This is a genomic window from Marinobacterium sedimentorum (assembly GCF_024267675.1).
GTDB lineage: Bacteria > Pseudomonadota > Gammaproteobacteria > Pseudomonadales > Balneatricaceae > Marinobacterium_A > Marinobacterium_A sedimentorum.
Genome location: NZ_JALDYX010000003.1, coordinates 252,047 through 271,140, shown reverse-complemented (window position 1 = coordinate 271,140; position 19,094 = coordinate 252,047). Strand labels below are relative to the sequence as shown.

The 19,094-nt window shown below is 57.8% G+C and carries 15 protein-coding genes; 11 read left to right on the top strand and 4 right to left on the bottom strand.

The genetic code is table 11. The features are described 5' to 3' along the window. Positions 1-130 precede the first annotated feature (130 nt). Positions 131-745, bottom strand: a complete 615-nt coding sequence (locus MRS74_RS05455) for a riboflavin synthase subunit alpha (protein WP_254579263.1) — start codon at positions 743-745, stop codon at positions 131-133. 79 nt (positions 746-824) lie between these two features. Here MRS74_RS05455 and MRS74_RS05450 point away from each other — a divergent pair, with 79 nt between their 5' ends. Continuing rightward, positions 825-1,733, top strand: a complete 909-nt coding sequence (locus MRS74_RS05450; protein WP_254579262.1) for a TIGR01777 family oxidoreductase — start codon at positions 825-827, stop codon at positions 1,731-1,733. 119 nt (positions 1,734-1,852) lie between these two features. Here MRS74_RS05450 and MRS74_RS05445 read toward each other — a convergent pair whose 3' ends face one another. Then, positions 1,853-3,607, bottom strand: coding sequence for a BatD family protein (locus tag MRS74_RS05445; RefSeq protein ID WP_254579261.1), 1,755 nt, complete (start codon positions 3,605-3,607; stop codon positions 1,853-1,855). A gap of 535 nt (positions 3,608-4,142) precedes the next feature. On the opposite strand from MRS74_RS05445, the gene MRS74_RS05440 reads away from it, so the two are divergent. Together MRS74_RS05440 and MRS74_RS05435 are read left to right on the top strand one after the other, a co-directional pair. Continuing rightward, a complete protein-coding gene (locus MRS74_RS05440; RefSeq protein ID WP_254579260.1) occupies positions 4,143-4,367 on the top strand; it encodes a DUF2835 family protein in 225 nt (74 codons plus the stop codon). 87 nt (positions 4,368-4,454) lie between these two features. Continuing rightward, positions 4,455-5,489 carry a quinone-dependent dihydroorotate dehydrogenase gene (locus MRS74_RS05435; protein ID WP_254579259.1) on the top strand — a complete coding sequence of 345 codons (1,035 nt, stop codon included), beginning with the start codon at positions 4,455-4,457 and terminating at the stop codon, positions 5,487-5,489. A 77-nt stretch (positions 5,490-5,566) separates the two neighbouring features. On the opposite strand, the gene rmf is transcribed toward MRS74_RS05435, so the two are convergent. Next, positions 5,567-5,773, bottom strand: coding sequence for a ribosome modulation factor (gene rmf / locus MRS74_RS05430; protein WP_254579258.1), 207 nt, complete (start codon positions 5,771-5,773; stop codon positions 5,567-5,569). 339 nt (positions 5,774-6,112) lie between these two features. On the opposite strand from rmf, the gene rlmKL reads away from it, so the two are divergent. The 3 genes from rlmKL to MRS74_RS05415 all read left to right on the top strand — a co-directional run bounded on the left by rlmKL (position 6,113) and on the right by MRS74_RS05415 (position 10,888). Next, positions 6,113-8,248, top strand: a complete 2,136-nt coding sequence (gene rlmKL / locus MRS74_RS05425) for a bifunctional 23S rRNA (guanine(2069)-N(7))-methyltransferase RlmK/23S rRNA (guanine(2445)-N(2))-methyltransferase RlmL (protein WP_254579257.1) — start codon at positions 6,113-6,115, stop codon at positions 8,246-8,248. A 367-nt stretch (positions 8,249-8,615) separates the two neighbouring features. Then, positions 8,616-9,824 (top strand): ammonium transporter, encoded by a 1,209-nt coding sequence (locus MRS74_RS05420; RefSeq protein ID WP_254579256.1) that lies wholly within the window; start codon positions 8,616-8,618, stop codon positions 9,822-9,824. 134 nt (positions 9,825-9,958) lie between these two features. After that, a complete protein-coding gene (locus MRS74_RS05415) occupies positions 9,959-10,888 on the top strand; it encodes a malate dehydrogenase (protein WP_254579255.1) in 930 nt (309 codons plus the stop codon). A 123-nt stretch (positions 10,889-11,011) separates the two neighbouring features. Here the strand turns inward: MRS74_RS05415 and gltA are convergent, their stop codons facing one another. Beyond that, on the bottom strand, positions 11,012-12,292 hold the full coding sequence (gltA, locus tag MRS74_RS05410; protein WP_254579254.1) for a citrate synthase: 1,281 nt from the start codon (positions 12,290-12,292) through the stop codon (positions 11,012-11,014). A 413-nt stretch (positions 12,293-12,705) separates the two neighbouring features. Here gltA and sdhC point away from each other — a divergent pair, with 413 nt between their 5' ends. The 5 genes from sdhC (at position 12,706) to MRS74_RS05385 (ending at position 19,084) form a co-directional block, all read left to right on the top strand. Next, positions 12,706-13,083: a succinate dehydrogenase, cytochrome b556 subunit gene (sdhC, locus tag MRS74_RS05405; RefSeq protein ID WP_254579253.1), complete on the top strand. Its 378-nt coding sequence runs from the start codon at positions 12,706-12,708 to the stop codon at positions 13,081-13,083. Beyond that, positions 13,077-13,424 carry a succinate dehydrogenase, hydrophobic membrane anchor protein gene (gene sdhD, locus MRS74_RS05400; protein ID WP_067292754.1) on the top strand — a complete coding sequence of 116 codons (348 nt, stop codon included), beginning with the start codon at positions 13,077-13,079 and terminating at the stop codon, positions 13,422-13,424. Before sdhC ends, sdhD begins: the two co-directional genes overlap by 7 nt. A 3-nt stretch (positions 13,425-13,427) precedes the next feature. Continuing rightward, positions 13,428-15,200, top strand: a complete 1,773-nt coding sequence (gene sdhA, locus MRS74_RS05395) for a succinate dehydrogenase flavoprotein subunit (protein ID WP_254579252.1) — start codon at positions 13,428-13,430, stop codon at positions 15,198-15,200. 12 nt (positions 15,201-15,212) lie between these two features. Beyond that, positions 15,213-15,917, top strand: a complete 705-nt coding sequence (locus MRS74_RS05390) for a succinate dehydrogenase iron-sulfur subunit (protein WP_067292746.1) — start codon at positions 15,213-15,215, stop codon at positions 15,915-15,917. Between the two features lie 335 nt (positions 15,918-16,252). After that, complete coding sequence (locus MRS74_RS05385) at positions 16,253-19,084, top strand: 2-oxoglutarate dehydrogenase E1 component (protein ID WP_254579251.1); 2,832 nt, start codon at positions 16,253-16,255, stop codon at positions 19,082-19,084. The last annotated feature ends 10 nt before the right edge of the window (positions 19,085-19,094 follow it).

Below are 19,094 nucleotides of genomic sequence, written 5' to 3'. Positions count from 1 at the left end.
AGTGTAAAGAACCGCTTTAGCGGGGTCGCAGACCGAGGAGCCTGCGACGAGTCAAGAACAGCACAAAAAACAGCCCCTCTCATTGTTAAAGAGTCAGGTGGTTCGCAGTAGGTTGAGTTCCGGCAGCCTCCTAGTCCTTCGGCTGCGCTGCAAGGTAGCGCTCCACCGTATCCACTATTGCCTGGGTGTGCGGGTCGACTTCCAGATTGACGCGTTCACCCACCCGGGCGCTGCCAAAGCGTGTAACCGCCAGGGTTTCGGGAATCAGATAGACATTGAACTGGCCGTTCTGCACCTCCCCAATGGTGAGGCTGCAGCCATTGAGTGCCACAAACCCCTTGGGGAGAATGTATTTGCAGAACGTTGGTGGTACGGCAAAGCTGATGATGCAGTTGTGCTCTGTGCTTTCAATGCTGACGATCTCTGCAGTGGCATGGACATGCCCCGACAGCAGGTGGCCGCCGATTTCATCGCCAAAGCGCGCCGCGCGCTCGAAATTAACCTCGTCACCCAGATTAAGTTCGCCGAGGTTAGTGGCGCGCAGGGTTTCGACTATCAGGTCAAAATCGACCCGGGTGCCTTCGAAGCCGGTCACCGTCAGACAAGTGCCATTCACCGCAATACTGGCGCCCTGTTCGAGCTGGTTGGCGCGCGCGGGCGGCAAATCCAGACTGAGTTGCATAAACTGGGGGTGTCGTTGCAGTGCAACGACACGGGCTTTGCCCTGAACGATACCGGTAAACATGGCTGTCTCGTGTGGCTGAATTAAAGAGACCGAAGCTTAACTGAAAAGCAGCGCGCTTAGGAAATCCTGGGGAGCATGAATGAAGGTTTTGATCAGTGGGGGCAGTGGTTTTATCGGCACGGCGCTGGTGCGTGATCTGGTGGCCGCCGGGCATGAAGTGCTGGTGCTGTCGCGCTCGGTGAAACGTAGCGCGAGCAGGCTCGGTGTACAGGAGAAGGTGCAGGTGCTGGGCAGCCTGGATCAGATCGCCAGCAGCGATATTATCGATGCCATCGTCAACCTGGCTGGTGCTCCCATTGTCGGGCGGCGCTGGAGCGATGCGCGCAAGCGTTTGCTGCGTGCGAGCCGGCTCGAAACCACCGAGGCCTTGCTGGATCTGATCCGGCGGCTGGATAAGCGCCCGGAGGTGCTGGTGAGCGGCTCGGCGGTGGGTTACTACGGCAGTCACAACACGGATATGGCCCTCACTGAAGCTGCAGATGACTACAAGCCCGGCTTTTCGCATCAGCTGTGTGCCGACTGGGAAGCCTGTGCGCTGCAGGCCGAGGCGCTTGGCGTGCGTGTCTGTCTGTTGCGCACCGGTATAGTGCTGGGGCACGGCGGGGCGCTTGGCAAGATGTTGCCGGCTTTTCGCTGCGGTCTGGGTGGGCCCATTGGTTCCGGGCGCCAGTGGATGTCCTGGGTCGGGCTGGAAGACGAAGTGGCAATTATCCGTTTCCTGCTGGAGCAGCGTACCCTGCGCGGGCCCTTTAATGCCTGTGCACCGGAGGCGGTCACCAATAACGCTTTCGCTGCAGCGCTTGGCGCGGCACTGCAGCGTCCGGCCCGCATGCGTATGCCGGCGCCGGTACTGGAGTTGTTGCTGGGGGAGGCCAGTGAGCTGCTGGTATCGGGCCAGCGGGTTTACCCAAGGCGTCTGCTCGATGCAGGGTATGAGTTTCGCTGCACGTCGCTTGCGAGGGCGTTAAAAACGGCCATTGCACGCTGAAGTGTGTGTTATGCGATATGGCTGTGAGCTGTGGCTGTGAGCTGTTGAGCTGCCCCCGTTACTGCAACGAGCTGGTAAGGCAGACAGGGGAGCGCTCAGGTTGATGAGTGGGAGTCTCGCTATCCGGATGCGAAGTGCAGCTCCGGCAGCGGTGCGGCTTCGTAGCCTTCGGGACGTCGGTCTCGCAGTTTCTCAATAGCTTCCAGTAACAGATCACCCTGCCAGAGTGCCTTGTCGTCCTGATGAACGTGTTGTTCGAGATCAAGAATCAGGAAGTCGAGCGTCTGGCTGCGGGCAGCATCACTGATATCTTCACTGTTAAAAATATGCTGATCCGGCCAGAAATTCTGTGCCCATTCAACCAGTCGCAACTTGGCCACTGCCGGGTTGTTCTGCTGGCAGGCCATGGCCAAGGCCTGGAAAGTGTTTTTCTCTGCCATCTGATGGGCCATCAGCAGTTTGCGGCGGCGGCGCATTTCTTCCTGCTGTGCCTGCTGTTGTTCTTCCATGCGCAGCTGACGCAGGTGGTTGAAGGTGTACAGCCAGCCCAGGGACGAAATCAGGCTGATGACGGTGAGAAGGCCGATAAGCAGCCGACTTTCGTTCAGCGCCTGTTGCAGTCGCGCAACCGAAGCTGCGGTCTCGGCCGCTGTCTTGATCGCTGTATTTTCTGCTGCAGTGCCTGCGGCGGTAGTGATATCGGCTGTGGGCTGGGGCATTGCCGCGGCCATGGCCAGGGCTGCTTCGGCGGCCGGCGAGCGCGGCTTCACCTGTAGCAGGTGTTCGGGCAGGGTGACATTGCGTGCGCTGTCGGTGTTCAGATCCCACCAGGTAATATCGATTGGCGAAAGTGTCAGAGCGCCCGCTGTGTGGGGGTGCAGGACGATATGTTCGGTACGCCGGCTGGTCAGGCCCTGTTCGGACACATCTTCAACCAGTTCAACGCTGTCGACACTGATAGTAAAGTTGGCACCCGCAGGTGGCGCCAGTGAAGGCAGGCGGGATGCAGGCAATCCAGTCGCCGTCATGCTGATACTGTAACTCAGGCTTTCGCCAAGGCTGGTTGCAGCGGTGTTGGGTAGCGCGCCGGTTTGCCAGTCATCGTTCAGCGTCAGTGCGGTTGCCGGCAACCAGTAGCCGCGGGCACTCTGGTAGGCTGGAGGGATAACGGCGACTTCCAGTGGCCGTGCCTGCATCTGGATCTGGCTGTTGTCCTGCCTGGCGCGGCCTTCGAAGATAGGGCCGTCCAGTGTCAGGGTGCCGGTTTTGCCTGGGAACAAAGCATAACGTTGTTCGATAACTTTATAGTTGCGCCCGCGTACCTGCTGGGCGAAGCGTACCTGCTCGCCCAGTGGTTTGATCAACGCGCCGGGCAGGTAGGGGTCTGTCAGCTGGGTATCGGGCAGCAGTTCGATGGCGTGGTACAGGCGCAGCGTGTAGATAAGTTGGCTGTCCTGATAGACCTCGTTGGTGTCGAGGCTTGCCTCGATAAAAACCTGCTCGCCCTGCAGGCCGCTTTCACGGGCGGCGCCGCTTAACACCTTAAGGTGCAGGTTATCGCTGGATTCAAGTCCGAGCTGCAGCGGGGGGATACTGATTTCGCCGGTCGATTTTGGACGCAGCAGAACTTCCCAACGGGTACGATACTGGCTGTCACCGCCGGCGTGGCTCGAGAGCGTGAGCTGTTTGCTGCCCAGAAACTGGAAGTTGCGGTAAAGCGGAGAGAAGTCAATTTCCTGCTGTATGCGAGAGTCGGCCTCAAGCGTCAGACGAACCGTGTCCTGCGCCGTGATCGTATTTCGATCAAGGTAAGCCGACACGTCAGCGAAGACGGGCAGGCAGATGAGGTTCAGTACTAACGGCAGCTTGCGCATAGTGCCTTTAATTCAGCTGGCTGTGAAAGACCCGTCAGGGTCACTCCGGTGCATGCAATCAAGCGGAAGATACGCTCAAAATGGCCCAGAGTTTCAGGTCCGCGTCCTGTGTCATTATCAGGTAACCCCCCTCGTATATCAATGACTTGTTGGAAATCACGGCTGTTGCGAAGCCTGGCTCGGCAGATGCAGCGGCAAGCCTTTTTTACACCTGCCAACTCCTGGTGTCGTTAAAAAGAGACTGCTGCCTCAAAACAATAGCAGAGCATAGCAGCCAGGGCGCGGTTTCGGGGCTGCTAGAGCCCATTTATCAAGGGCTGCAGCGGCCAGTGCAATGTCGTCTTGCGGCACAAACGAAGGTGCTAATGTACTGCTTCGTCCTAATGGGTGCTCCCTGCGGGCGACTCGCTAAAAGCGCCTCTAAGAGCGAAGCAGTACACCAGGGTATGCCGAGTCGAAATAGGGCCTGCGATGGTGCATTATCAAGCGGCGTGAGATGGTGCATGGTGTTTTGGTTTACGAGTCAGGGTAAAAAATGGCACAGGTTGAGTTTGATCTTGCAATCAGTTGGGAGGAATACCTGAGGCACTATCAGGCACAGGGCCGACTTCAGGTAACGGTGATGGCGCTGGACGGGCGGCGGGTGCGTTTTCCTGCCGGTATTTTGCAGCGCTTTGTATTGAGCGATGGCGTGCGCGGGCGTTTCGTGATTCATTTTGATCAGCAGGGGCGGCTCAGCTCCATTGCACGACTGCGATGATGTCTGCCGTTCTGGTGGGCGGGTGTTCAGGAACCACCGTGTCGCCTATAATGCCGCCTTATTTCCGTAAACCCTATTGGATAATCCATGTTGTATCAGCTTGCGCGTTATTCGATGTTCAAACTGGAGCCCGAGCTGTCCCATGATCTGGCTCTGGGGGGCATGAACCTGATGGCGAATCTGGGCATGCATCGTCTGCTCGGAGCGAGGGCGGAAAGTTGCCCGGTGGAAGTCATGGGCATTCGCTTTCCCAATCCCGTTGGGCTCGCCGCTGGGCTGGATAAAAACGGTGTTGCCATCGATGGCCTGGCGGCAATGGGGTTTGGCTTTATTGAGGTGGGTACGGTAACACCGCGCCCCCAGGCAGGTAATCCGCGTCCTCGCATATTCCGCATTCCGGAGCACAAGGCGATCATCAACCGCATGGGATTTAACAATCTGGGTGTTGATCAGCTGTTGAAAAATATTGAACGCAGTCGCTTTGACGGCGTGCTGGGGATCAATATAGGCAAGAACAAGGATACGCCTAACGAGCGGGCGGACGAAGATTACATTTATTGCCTGCGCAAGGTCTATGCGCGGGCGAGCTATATCACGGTGAATATCTCATCACCCAATACGCCCGGGTTGCGGTCATTGCAGTTTGGTGAGTCGCTCAACAGCCTGCTGAACCGCCTCAAGCTGGAGCAGGCGCGCCAGGCCAGGCTGCATGATCGTTATGTGCCGATAGCGGTGAAGATTGCGCCAGACATGACGCACGAAGAAGTCATCATGGTGGCCAAGGCGCTGAAAACCTATGAGCTGGACGGTGTTGTTGCGACCAATACGACGCTGTCGCGCGACGGGGTCGAAGATTCCCCGCTGCGTCGCGAGGAGGGCGGCCTTAGTGGGGCGCCGGTACGCAACAGTTCTACGCGTACTATTCGACAGCTGGCGGCTGAGTTGGGCGGTGCCTTGCCCATTATTGGCGTCGGCGGTATTACCGAGGGCTTTGATGCGGCTGAGAAAATGGAAGCGGGTGCCAGCCTGGTACAGATTTACAGCGGTTTCATTTACCAGGGCCCCAGGCTTGTGAGCGATTCGGTTGAGGCGATCAGGGCGTTGCAGGCTCGGCAGCGCTAGCTTTACGGTCTGCCTGATGGCAAATGGCTCCCCGCGGGGAGCCATTTAAAATCCTAAATTAGGTTGTTCGAGCTGTATCAGTGAAGTGATGGGTTAGCTTGTATTGCAGAGACGCCGGATTGACCGCTCCAGTGGGCCTCTCGTCCCTCGCGCCATCCACTCATCCAATGTGTACGTAAAGCGATCTCGCTGACTGGACAGGTGCTTTTGGATTTACCGTCTAAGCCCGCCTGAAAGCCGCGGTTAAACAAAGTAGAGGTTTTATCGCGTTTCTGTGTCTTCATAGTACGCCTCTCTAAAATTCTAAATCCGGGAACAGGCCTAACCGTCCGTTCCCAGCAGGTGTGGCTGATCCTCTCGTGCACCACAGCTTTCATTGATAACGGAATTCGGTGGCAGTTACGATCCTAAAAAACTATGAGGATGAGCAAGGTAATAGCGTCTATTCTCAAAATGGCTAAAAACATCATGTTTATCAGTAAGTTAAATTACTGTCGCCAGATATAGTCAGTTAATGAATTATTTTCATTACTAAAGTATTTAGTTTGAATGAATTTCTCGATTCAGCTGCGTGCCGCAATTTCCGGGGCTGGCTGTGTGAAACAACTTGAAGAGCGTGGCTGATGAATTTTTTTGTGACCTGCCCCAAGGGTATCGAAGGACTGCTGCTGGATGAGCTGAAAATGCTCGGCATGGCGTCGGTGAAGGAAACGCAGGCAGGGGTCTATTTTGACGGCGAACTGAGGGATGCCTACCGGGTCTGCCTGTGGTCGCGCCTGGCCAACCGCGTATTGCTGCCGTTGCAGGTGAGTCCGGTGAATACGGCCGATGAGCTGTATGAAGCTGTGCAGCAGGTGCAGTGGCTCGATCACCTGCGCCCCCTGGGAACCCTGTCGGTGGACTTTACCGGGCGCACGGAGCAGATCATCAATACGCACTTCGGTGCTCAGCGGGTCAAGGATGCGGTGGTGGATCAGATTCGCGCGGCAACGGGGAACCGTCCGACCGTGGATCGGGCGGAGCCGGATCTGGGTATCAATGTGCATCTTTACAGTGGCAAGGCCACTATCGCGCTGGATCTGTCCGGCGGCAGTCTGCACAGGCGCGGTTACCGCAAACGTGCCGGCCAGGCGCCGATGAAGGAGAACCTGGCGGCGGCGGTGCTCTATCGTGCCGGCTGGCCGCAACTGGCGGCAACGCATCCGCAGCTACTGGATCCGATGTGCGGCTCAGGCACTTTGCTGATAGAGGCAGCCATGATGGCGGCGGATGTCGCGCCGGGTTTGCTGCGTCAGCGTTTTGGTTTCAGTCGCTGGCTGCAGCACGACAAGGGGCTCTGGCGTGAGTTGCATGCAGAGGCTGTGCAGCGCCGTGATGCCGGGCTGGCGGCGCTGACAGTGCGCTTCACGGGCTATGATCGCGATGCTTCGGTGTTGCAGATTGCGGCGCAAAATTCCGAGCGTGCGGGGCTTGCCGGGGTTATCGACTGGCGCGAGCAGGACATGGTGGAGCTGGGTGCGCCGGCGCCGGGTCCGGGGCTGCTGGTGACTAACCCGCCTTACGCCGAGCGTATCGGTGATGAAACCGAGCTGATGTACATGTATCGCCAGATGGGTGAGCGACTGAAGCGGCAGTTCGGTGGCTGGAAGGTGGCGATCTTCAGCGGCAATGCGGAACAGTGCAAGGTTATCGGCCTGAAGGTCGATCGTCAGTACAAGCTGTATAACGGTGCTATCGAGTGCGGCCTGTTTCTGTTTACGCTGCACGCCGAGCGGGATCGCCCCTTGCCGCTGGAGCAGGGCGCGCCTGTCAGTGAGCAGGCGCAGATGTTTGCCAACCGTCTGAAAAAGAACCTTAAGGCTCTGTCCAAGTGGCTCAAGCGCGAGCAGATTGAATGTTATCGCCTCTATGATGCCGACATGCCGGAGTATGCCGTTGCAGTGGACTGCTACGGTGACTGGGTGCATGTGCAGGAGTATGCGCCGCCAAGCTCAATCGACCCGCGCAGGGCCTTCGAGCGGCTGCAGGATGTCATTAGCGTTATTCCCGAGGTGCTCGGCGTCAAGCCGGAGCGCGTGGTGCTCAAGCAGCGCAGGCGCCAGCAGGGCTCAAGCCAGTATGGTCGCCAGGGGCAGACTGATCACTTTGTTGAGGTGCAGGAGCATGGCTGCAAATTGCGAGTCAATCTGCATGACTACCTCGATACCGGGCTCTTCCTGGATCACAGGCCCGTGCGGCGCCGTATTCAGGCACTGGCGCTGGGCAAGGATGTGCTGAATCTGTTCTGCTATACCGCCACCGCATCGGTGCATGCCGCTATGGGGGGTGCTGAATCCACCACCAGTGTGGACATGTCGGCGACATACCTGGGCTGGGCGATGAAGAACATGGGGCTGAACGGCTTTGCCGGTGGTGCCAATCAGTTTATTCAGGCGGACTGTATCAAGTGGCTGAATCAGCCCCGTGCGGCGGCGTTTGATCTGATTTTCATGGACCCGCCGACTTTCTCGAACTCGAAGCGCATGGAAGAGGTGCTGGATATTCAGCGCGATCATGTATCGCTGGTGCAGGCGGCCATGAAGCTGCTGCGACCGGGCGGCGTTTTGCTGTTCTCGAACAACTACAGGCGCTTCGTTCTCGATTATGAAGCGCTGGCCGATTTTGATATTCAGGACATAACCGCCAAGACGCTGGACCCGGACTTCAAGCGCAGCAAGAGCATTCATGTGTGCTTCGAGATCCGCCATCGCGCCGGCTAACGGTCGCGTTGCCAGGTTGTGTGTTGATGTGACAGAGTCTGAGCGCCGTATCCCCGGGATACGGCGTTTTGCGTTGTGGAGGGGGCAGGGCGGCGCCAGGTGAATGCCTGTGGTCGATATAGTGGCACAAATAATGCTTTAAATTAGGGCAGGTTGTTCCAGTATGCTCTATTTGAGTGCTCACTGAGTTCCAGTCAGGTGCGTCGGGCGCTCGATGAATGGCGCTTTGTGAAATTATGGCAAGGCTGAAGGGAGGCGGGTTCTGCTAAAGCGGGGCTTGCACTGGGATGGGGCGGTTAATAATAAAATGCACCCTTATGGTGCTTGTCGGGCCGTTTGGATGGCTCGAGACTCTAGGAGGCTGTTCTTGGATACTGTTAGCAGTGCGGTTGAAACCCTGGTTCAGAGTTCGAATACGCTGTTCATTCTGCTGGGTGCCATCATGGTGTTTGCCATGCATGCGGGCTTTGCCTTTCTGGAGGTCGGCACGGTTCGGCACAAGAATCAGGTCAATGCCCTGGTCAAGATCATGACCGATTTCGGCGTCTCGGCCTTGGTGTATTTCTTTGTCGGTTATTGGGTGGCCTATGATGTGACTTTCTTCGCCGATGCGGCAACGCTGGCGCAGAATAACGGCTACATCCTGGTCAAGTTCTTCTTTTTGATGACCTTCGCGGCGGCAATTCCGGCCATAATTTCCGGCGGTGTGGCTGAACGTGCACGCTTCTGGCCCATGCTGACGGCATCGGCGCTGACGGTCGGGTTTGTGTATCCATTCTTCGAGGGCATTATCTGGAACGGCAACTACGGCTTTCAGGCCTGGCTGGAATCGAGTTTTGGGGCGCAGTTCCATGATTTTGCAGGCTCGGTCGTCGTGCATGGTGTTGGTGGCTGGATAGCGCTGGTGGCGGTGCTCTTGCTGGGGAACCGCTATGGTCGTTACCGTGGCGAGCGGCTGGTGGCGCATCCGCCGTCGAGTATTCCGTTTCTGGCTCTTGGTGCCTGGATTCTTTGTATCGGCTGGTTTGGCTTTAATGTGATGTCGGCGCAGACGCTGGACGGTATTTCCGGTCTGGTGGCGGTGAACAGCCTGATGGCCATGGTCGGTGGCATCATTGTGGCTCTTGTGCTGGGGCGCAATGACCCGGGCTTCATTCACAATGGTCCGCTGGCGGGTCTGGTGGCGGTCTGTGCTGGTTCCGACCTTCTGCACCCCATTGGTGCGCTCGCGGTGGGCGGTGTTGCCGCCGCCATTTTTGTCTGGCTGTTCACGCTGATGCAGAATCGCTGGAAGATTGATGATGTGCTGGGTGTATGGCCGCTGCACGGTGTCTGTGGCGCCTGGGGTGGTATTGCGGCGGGCATCTTCGGCAGCGAGGCGCTGGGTGGTCTGGGTGGGGTGAGTCTGCTGTCGCAGCTGCTCGGAACCCTGGCCGGTGTTACTGTGGCGCTAGTGGGTGCTGCGCTGGTGTACGGCGGCGTCAAGCTGGTGGTCGGGCTGCGGCTGTCGCAGGAACAGGAATTTAACGGGGCGGATCTGAGTATTCATAGCATCGAGTCCACGTCCGTGGAGTAAGGGCACCTGAGCTTTGCATGTCACTTGGTATTACGGCCACCTTCGGGTGGCCGTTTTTGTTTAAGGGGTAATACTTCTCAGTAGAGGTGCGGCGTGCTGCGCAGAGTGCGGCGATGCCGGCCGGGAGGTGGGTGATGAACAAGATATCGATTGTGGGTGCGGGTCTGGTGGGTGAGGCGGCGGCTCAGGTGATCGCCCGGGATGAGCTATGTAGTGAATTGATGCTTATCGATGTGCAGGGGGATCTGGCGCAGGGCAAGGCGCTGGATGTTTGGCAGGCGGCGGTGGAGGCGGGGTCTGATACCTGGGTCTATGGTGGCTCCAGTGCTGAGCTGCTGCAGGACTCCGAGCTTGTCGTCATTACTGCAGGCATGCCGCGCAAGCCTGGGCAGTCGCGCCAGGCGGTGTTGAGTACCAATCTGCCGATTCTGGATGCCATCATGCAGGATGTGAATCGGCACGCGCCCTCGGCGATGGTGCTGGTGGTGTCCAATCCGGTCGATGTGCTGACCTACCGGGCCTGGGGTATTAGCGGTTTGGGGCGCAATAAGGTATTTGGTCAGGCCGGGGTGCTGGATACAGCCCGCATGAAGTGCTTTATTGCCGAAGAGACCGGTTTTTCAGTGCGCGATATCAGCGCTCTGGTGCTGGGTGGTCATGGCGACAGCATGGTGCCGCTGATGCGCTACTGTGCGGTGGCTTCGGTGCCGCTGTCGCATTTTCTGTCGCAGCAGCAGATAGCGCGCATTGTTGAGCGTACGCGTCAGGGTGGCGGTGAAATACTTGGTTTGAAAAAGCAGGCCAGTGCCTGCGATGCGCCGGGTGTGGCGATCGGGAAGATGGTTGATGCCATCGTCAACGGGCGCAACCGCATTTTGCCGGTGGTGGCGATTCTTGAGGGCGAGTACGGGCGCACTGATATTGCCATGGGTGTGCCCTGTGTGCTTGCGGCAGAAGGTGTGACGCGGGTGGTCGAGCTTGCGCTGGATGAGCAGGAGCAGGTGATGTTTGATCGCTCGGCTGATCAGGTTGCACGGGATATCGATGAGATGCGTGCGCTGTAGCCAATATCTGAGGTGGCTATGGGCTGTCGTACTGGCGGGGGCGGTCTGAAATGATCGAGCGCCAGTCCCTGGCGCTGCGGTCATGGGGCTGCAGCGGGTCTGTGACCGGCTGCAGCGGTGGCGTTAGAGCAGCGGGTAGTTGCGCTTTTTCGGGCCTGTGTACAGCTGACGCGGGCGGCCGATGCGGTTCGGGCTGCTGTGGAATTCGCTCCAGTGGGAGATCCAGCCAATGGTGCGTGACAGCGCGAAGATCACGGTGAACATGCTGGTCGGAATGCCAATGGCCTTGAGGATGATGCCGGAGTAAAAGTCGACATTGGGGTACAGTTTGCGCTCGACGAAGTAGGGATCTTCCAGGGCAATCTGTTCCAGGCGTTTGGCGATCTTCAGCAGGGGCTCGTTCTCGACACCCAGTTCCTTCAGGACCTGGTCGCAGGTCGCTTTCATGACCTTGGCGCGCGGGTCGAAGTTGCGGTACACGCGGTGGCCAAAGCCCATCAGGCGGAAGGGGTCTTCCGGGTCCTTGGCGCGGGCCACAAACTCGGGGATCATGGCTTCGTCACCAATCTCTTCCAGCATGGTCAGTACGGCTTCATTGGCGCCGCCGTGCGCCGGTCCCCAGAGTGCAGCAATACCCGAAGATATGCAGGCAAAGGGGTTGGCGCCGGAGGAGCCCGCCAGGCGAACCGTGGAGGTTGAGGCGTTCTGTTCGTGGTCGGCGTGCAGTACAAAGATGCGGTCCATGGCCTTGGCCAGTACCGGATTGGGTTTGTATTCCTCGCAGGGTGTACCGAACATCATGTGCAGGAAGTTTTCGGCGTATCCCAGATCGTTGCGCGGGTACATGAACGGCTGACCGATGGAGTACTTGTAGGACATGGCGGCCAGGGTTGGCATCTTCGCGATCAGGCGGAAGGCGCAGACTTCGCGGTGGTGCGCGTCGTTGATGTCCAGGGAGTCATGGTAGAACGCCGACAGGGCGCCGACGCAGGCAACCATGATGGCCATTGGATGGGCGTCACGACGGAAACCGTTGAAGAAGTGGCTCATCTGCTCGTGAACCATGGTGTGGTTCTTGATGATGTGGATGAATTCTTTCTTCTGCGCTTCAGTCGGCAGCTCGCCATTGAGCAGCAGGTAGCACACTTCCAGGTAATCGGATTTGTCTGCCAGCTGTTCGATGGGGTAGCCGCCGTGCAGCAGGATGCCCAGGTCGCCGTCGATATAGGTGATTTTGGATTCGCAGGCAGCTGTGGAGACGAAGCCGGGGTCGTAGGTAAACAGACCTTTGCCGGTGAGCGGGCGGACGTCGATTACGTCTGGGCCTTCCGTGCCGGAGTAAACGGGCAATTCGATAGCTTCATCAAGACCGTCGACTGTCAACCGTGCTTTCTTGTCAGCCATTTGCGGCTCCTATCTTGTCGTAAGTATTACCGTGGCACGCTCATGGCATGCCACATCCCAATGTCTGGGCCCGATTTGGACTCACCCAATATAGAGATTGAATCAGGATTGTCAATTAGCTGAAGGGGTCTTATCTTCGCAGTGCAGCAAAAATCGGAGAAAGCGGCAACGAGACTGCTTGCGGCTATACGTCATTAGTTGTAGAAGCAGGCAGAATGGGTGTTGGCGGGCATTTGGCGCGGTTAGCCCGGTCGCTGTTGCATTGTAATCTGTGGGGGGAGTGCTTATACTCTCGCACCGAAGTTGCGGCGCCAACGGTGGTTTTCGCGGCTTCGACGACAGGGGTATTTACTCTCTGAGCACTTCCTAGCAACCCTGTTCTGCAATAGAACAGCAAAGTGTGAACTAGAGCCGTGAACAAAAAAAGACCTGTAAACCTAGATCTGCGAACTATTAAACAGCCCCTTCCGGCGATCTCTTCAATTTTGCATCGCATTACGGGTGTCGCGTTGTTCTTCGGCGCCATCTTTATGTTGTATGCATTGGGATTGTCACTGGAATCCGAGGCTGGATTCAACGAAGCAGTTGTCATGTTTGAAGACAGCTTCTTTGCAAAACTGATAGCGTGGGGATTGCTGTCAGCACTGGTATACCACTGCCTGGCGGGCGTTAAACATCTGGTGATGGACGCTGGCTATTTTGAAGAACTGGAAAGCGGTCAGCTGGCAGCGAAGGCAACTCTGATTGCCGGCGGTGTTTCGATCCTTTTGGTGGGGGTGTGGGTATGGTAACCAGTATCACGAGTTTTGGCCGCAGCGGCCTGTATGACTGGATGGTACAGCGGGTAACCGCTGTCGTTCTGGTTGCCTATGCCGTGTTCATGATTTTCTATCTCGCGTTTGGTGATGAGCTGACGTTTGAGCAGTGGAAAGGACTGTTCGACGGTACTGCAATGCGCATCTTCACCCTGCTGGCTCTGTTGTCCATGGCAGCGCATGCCTGGATCGGGCTCTGGTCAGTATCAACCGACTACATCAAGCCGACTGGTGCGCGTTTTCTGTTCCAGTCCGTCTGTGGTCTGCTGACCTTTATTTATGTCGTGTGGGGCATTCAGATTCTGTGGGGTATCTAAGCGATGACTAAGCTGCGTACGCTAACTTTCGACGCAATTGTAGTCGGTGGCGGTGGTGCGGGTATGCGTGCAGCACTGCAGCTGGCTCAGTCCGGATTGAATACGGCCTGTGTCACCAAAGTGTTTCCGACCCGTTCGCACACAGTGTCCGCCCAGGGCGGCATTACCTGTGCGATTGCCAGTGCTGATCCGAATGATGACTGGCGCTGGCACATGTACGACACCGTCAAGGGCTCCGATTATATCGGTGACCAGGACGCGATCGAGTACATGTGTTCAGTCGGCCCCCAGGCTGTTTTTGAGCTGGACCACATGGGTCTGCCTTTCTCCCGTACGGAAATCGGTCGTATCTATCAGCGTCCTTTCGGCGGTCAGTCGAAGAATTTCGGTGAAGGTGGCCAGGCTGCTCGTACCTGTGCAGCGGCCGACCGTACCGGTCACGCGCTGCTGCACACGCTGTATCAGGGCAACCTGAAAGCCGGCACGGTGTTCCTGAATGAATGGTACGCCGTTGACCTGGTGAAAAATGCCGAAGGCGCAGTCGTTGGCTGTATCGCCATCTGCATCGAAACCGGCGAAACCGTTTACATCAAGGCCAAGGCTACTGTTCTGGCGACCGGCGGTGCGGGTCGCATCTATGCGTCCACCACCAATGCGCTGATCAATACCGGTGACGGTATGGGCATGGCGCTGCGCGCAGGCGTGCCGGCGCAGGATATGGAAATGTGGCAGTTCCATCCGACCGGCATCGCCGGTGCCGGTGTGCTTGTGACTGAAGGTTGCCGCGGTGAAGGTGGTTACCTGATCAACAAGGACGGCGAGCGCTTCATGGAGCGCTATGCGCCCAACGCCAAGGATCTTGCCGGTCGTGACGTGGTTGCGCGTTCCATGATTCTGGAGCTGCTCGACGGCCGTGGCTGTGGCCCGGACGGCGATCACGTTTTGCTGAAACTGGATCACCTGGGTGAGGAAGTGCTGCACTCCCGTCTGCCGGGTATCTGCGAGCTGGCCAAGACCTTTGCTGCTGTGGATCCGGTGAAAGAGCCGATCCCGGTTGTTCCGACCTGCCATTACATGATGGGTGGCGTTGCTACCAATATCGGCGGTCAGGCGATCGGTATGGATGCTGATGGCAATGACATCATCATCGATGGTCTCTTTGCCTGTGGTGAAGTGGCCTGTGTATCCGTACATGGCGCCAACCGTCTGGGCGGCAACTCGCTGCTGGATCTGGTGGTATTCGGCCGTGCGGCCGGTATCCAGATCGAGAAACAGTTGCAGCAAGGCTACGAATGTCTGGATGCGACCGAAGCCGATATCGAAGCGGCCATGACGCGTCTGAACCGCCTCAACAACAGCACCGGCGGCGAAAGCGTGGCTGAGGTTCGCAAGGATCTGCAGAACACCATGCAGCTGTACTTCGGCGTGTTCCGCGATGGCGAGAGCATGCAGAAGGGTCTTGAGCTGCTCAAGGGACTGCGCGAGCGCGTTGGCAACCTCAATCTGGAAGACAAGTCCGGCGCCTTCAATACCGCGCGTATTGAAGCTCTGGAGCTTGAAAACCTGATGGAAGTGGCTGAGGCGACTGCCATTGCTGCCGAGGTCCGCAAGGAATCCCGCGGTGCGCATGCGCGTAACGACTTCGCCGAACGTGACGACGAAAACTGGCTGTGTCACTCCCTGTTCCATCCGGGAGACAAGCGCATCACCAAGCGTGCGGTGAATTTTGCGCCCAAGACCATGGAAGCTTTTCCGCCGAAAATCAGAACTTACTAAGGGGCTGTTACGATGCTGGTAAGTGTATATCGCTACAATCCTGAGACTGACGATGCGCCTTACATGCAGGATATCCATATCGATATCCCCGGTGGCAAGGACATCATGGTGCTGGATCTGCTTCAGCTTCTGAAGGACAAGGATCCGTCCATGGCCTATCGTCGCTCCTGCCGTGAAGGCGTGTGCGGTTCAGATGGCATGAACATGAACGGCAAGAACGGTCTGGCCTGCATCACGCCGCTGTCTGCGGTGGTGGAGAAGGATAAGCTGGTTCTGCGCCCGCTGCCGGGTCTGCCGGTCGTGCGTGACCTGGTGGTCGACATGGGTCAGTTCTACAAGCAGTACGAGAAGATCAAGCCGTTCCTGATCAACGATACGCCGGCGCCGGCGATCGAGCGTCTGCAGTCGCCCGAAGAGCGTGCTGAGCTGGACGGTCTGTACGAGTGTATTCTCTGTGCATGCTGCTCCACTGCCTGCCCGTCTTTCTGGTGGAATCCGGACAAGTTTGTCGGGCCTTCCGGTCTGTTGCAGGCTTACCGCTTCCTGGCGGACAGCCGTGATACGGCAACCCGGGAGCGTCTGGCGGAACTGGATGATCCGTTCAGCGTCTTCCGCTGCCACGGTATCATGAACTGTGTCAGCGTTTGTCCCAAGGGGCTCAACCCCACCAAGGCAATCGGCAAGATCCGGAACATGTTGCTACAGCAGGCGACCTGATCCGATGAAAAAAAGCGGCACCGGTGGTGCCGCTTTTTTTTGTGTGTATAAAGAGGGTCGCTGGTGGCGAGTTCGAGCAGTCGGAAAAAGGTGGGTCGGCCAAGGCGTAGAAATATGCGGCGGTTGATTGAGTTTTTTTTGTCGCATGCCACGCGGCTTTGATGTGTAAAGCCTGTTACAAAAGGCGTACAATACTGCCCCGCGTTTATGCGCTTTTTTGATAGGCGTGAGGCGACACAAAACGGTAACAAAAAGGTGGCATCCAGCGGATGTTACGAAAGGAACTGGTGCAACCTTTCGTGCTGGTGTACTCCTTGAGCCAGGGTGATCAAAGAATGCAAGATGGCGTAATGGAGCAGCTGTGGAAGAACGCTCACCTGTATGGTGGCAACCTTTCATACGTCGAACAACTTTACGAAACCTACCTTATGGATCCGAACGCCGTTCCCCAGGAATGGCGCGAAGAGTTTGACCGGCTTCCCAAGGTCGGCGAGCACATTTCACAGGATGTGCCTCACTCACCGATCCGTGAACACTTCCTCTACCTCTCCAAAAACCAGGGTCAGTCCCGTCCGGTTGAAGTCAGCAGCGTCTCGTCCGAGCATGAAAAGAAGCAGGTGCGTGTCCTGCGGATGATCAACGCTTATCGCGTGCGTGGGCATCAGGCCGCGGACATAGATCCGCTGGATCTGCACAAGCGCGAGCCGGTGCCGGATCTGGATCTGCGTTTTCACGAGCTGAGCGAAGCGGACTACGACACTGTGTTTCAGCTGGGTTCACTCTTCTTCGGCACAGAAGAAGCGCCGCTGAAGCAGATCGTCGAGGATCTGAAGCGTACGTACTGCACCACTGTCGGTGCTGAGTACATGCACATCGTTGATACCCAGGAAAAACGCTGGCTGCAGCAGCGCATCGAGCCGGTGCGCTGCCATCCTGTGCTGGATCCGCAGGAACGCACGCATATTCTTGAACGTCTGACGGCGGCCGAGGGTCTGGAAAAATACCTCGGTGCCCGCTACGCCGGCGCCAAGCGTTTTGGCGTGGAAGGCGGCGAAGCGCTGATTCCTCTGATGGACCAGTTGGTGCAGCGTGCGGGTCGTGATGGCGCCAAGGAAGTCATTATCGGCATGGCCCACCGCGGTCGCCTGAACGTTCTGGTGAATATTTTTGGCAAGAACCCCGCCGAGCTGTTCGGCGAGTTCGAAGGCAAGAAGATGATTGAATCGTCCGGTGACGTCAAATACCACCAGGGCTTCTCGTCTAACGTGATGACCCCGGGCGGCGAAGTCCACCTGGCCATGGCGTTCAACCCGTCGCATCTGGAAATCGTTTCTCCGGTGGTCGAGGGGTCGGTGCGTGCGCGCCAGGATCGTCGTGAAGATCCCATCGGCAGCACCGTTGTGCCGGTGTCGATTCACGGTGATGCGGCGTTCGCCGGGCAGGGTGTGGTCATGGAGACATTCCAGATGTCCCAGACCCGCGCCTACAAGACCGGCGGCACCATTCACATCGTGATCAACAACCAGGTCGGTTTTACCACGTCCCGCAAGGAAGACGCGCGTTCAAGCGAGTACTGCACCGATGTGGCGAAAATGGTCCAGGCGCCGATTTTCCACGTCAACGGCGACGATCCCGAAGCGGTCAGCTTTGTAACCCAGGTTGCACTGGATTACCGCAACGAGTTCAACAAGGACGTCGTTATTGACCTGGTGTGCTACCGCCGCCGTGGTCACAACGAAGCGGATGAGCCGTCTGGCACCCAGCCGCTGATGTACGCCAAGATCAAGACCCAGAAAACCACCCGCGAACTCTATGCCCAGCGCCTGATCGACTCCGGTGTCATAGACGCCGATGAAAGCAAGGCTCTGGAGCAGGAATACCGTCGCGCGCTGGAAAATGGCGATCACGTTGCCAAGGCGCTGGTGCTTGAGCCCAATACTGAGCTGTTCGTCGACTGGCGTCCGTACCTGGGCCATGAGTGGTCCTTCGAGTGCGACACCAGCGTTGACATTAAACTGCTGCAGGAGCTGGCCAACAAGGTCTGTGAAACGCCGGAAGGTTTTGCGGTACAGCGTCAGGTGCAGAAGATCTATGAAGATCGCAAGCGCATGGCGGCTGGCGCAATGGCCCTCAACTGGGGCTTCGCCGAGACCATGGCCTATGCCACGCTGCTGGCTGAAGGCTACCCGATCCGCCTGACCGGTCAGGACGTGGGCCGTGGTACCTTCTCCCATCGTCATGCCGTTCTGCATAACCAGAAAGATGCCAGCTGCTACGTGCCGCTGAAAAATCTGGCGGAAGATCAGCCGAACATGACCATCCTGGATTCCTACCTGTCGGAAGAGGCAGTGCTGGCGTTCGAGTATGGCTATGCCACGACTATCCCCAACGCGCTGGTGATCTGGGAGGCTCAGTTTGGTGACTTCGCCAACGGTGCCCAGGTGGTGATCGATCAGTTCATCACCAGTGGTGAGCAGAAGTGGGGCCGTCTCTGCGGTCTGACCATGCTGCTGCCCCACGGCTTCGAAGGTCAGGGTCCGGAGCACTCCTCTGCCCGTCTGGAGCGCTTCCTGCAGTTGTGCGCCGAGCACAACATTCAGGTCTGCACCCCGACGACGCCGGCACAGATTTTCCACTTGCTGCGTCGCCAGGTGGCACGCCCGCTGCGCAAGCCGCTGGTTGTCATGTCGCCCAAGAGCCTGTTGCGTCACAAGCAGGCGACGTCGACGCTGGAAGACCTGGCCGAAGGCACCTTCCTGCCGGTTATCGCCGAGGTGGATCAGCAGGATGCCGCCACGGTGAAGCGTCTGGTGCTCTGTGGTGGCAAGGTCTACTACGACCTGTACAACCGCCGCGCCGAGCAGGGTCTGACCGATGTCGCTGTTGTGCGCATCGAACAGCTGTACCCGTTCCCGGAGGCTGCGCTGGCGGAGGCAATTGCCGGTTACACTAACCTGGAATCCGTCGTCTGGTGTCAGGAAGAGCCGATGAACCAGGGCGCCTGGTATTGCAGTCAGCACCACATGCGCAATGTGTTGCAGCGTCACAATCCGGCACTGCACCTGGGTGGTGTCGGACGTCCGCATGCGGCAGCGCCTGCGGTGGGCCATATATCGGTGCATATCGAGCAGCAAGACGCGCTGGTCAACGAAGCACTCAACGGTTAATGACAGGTCG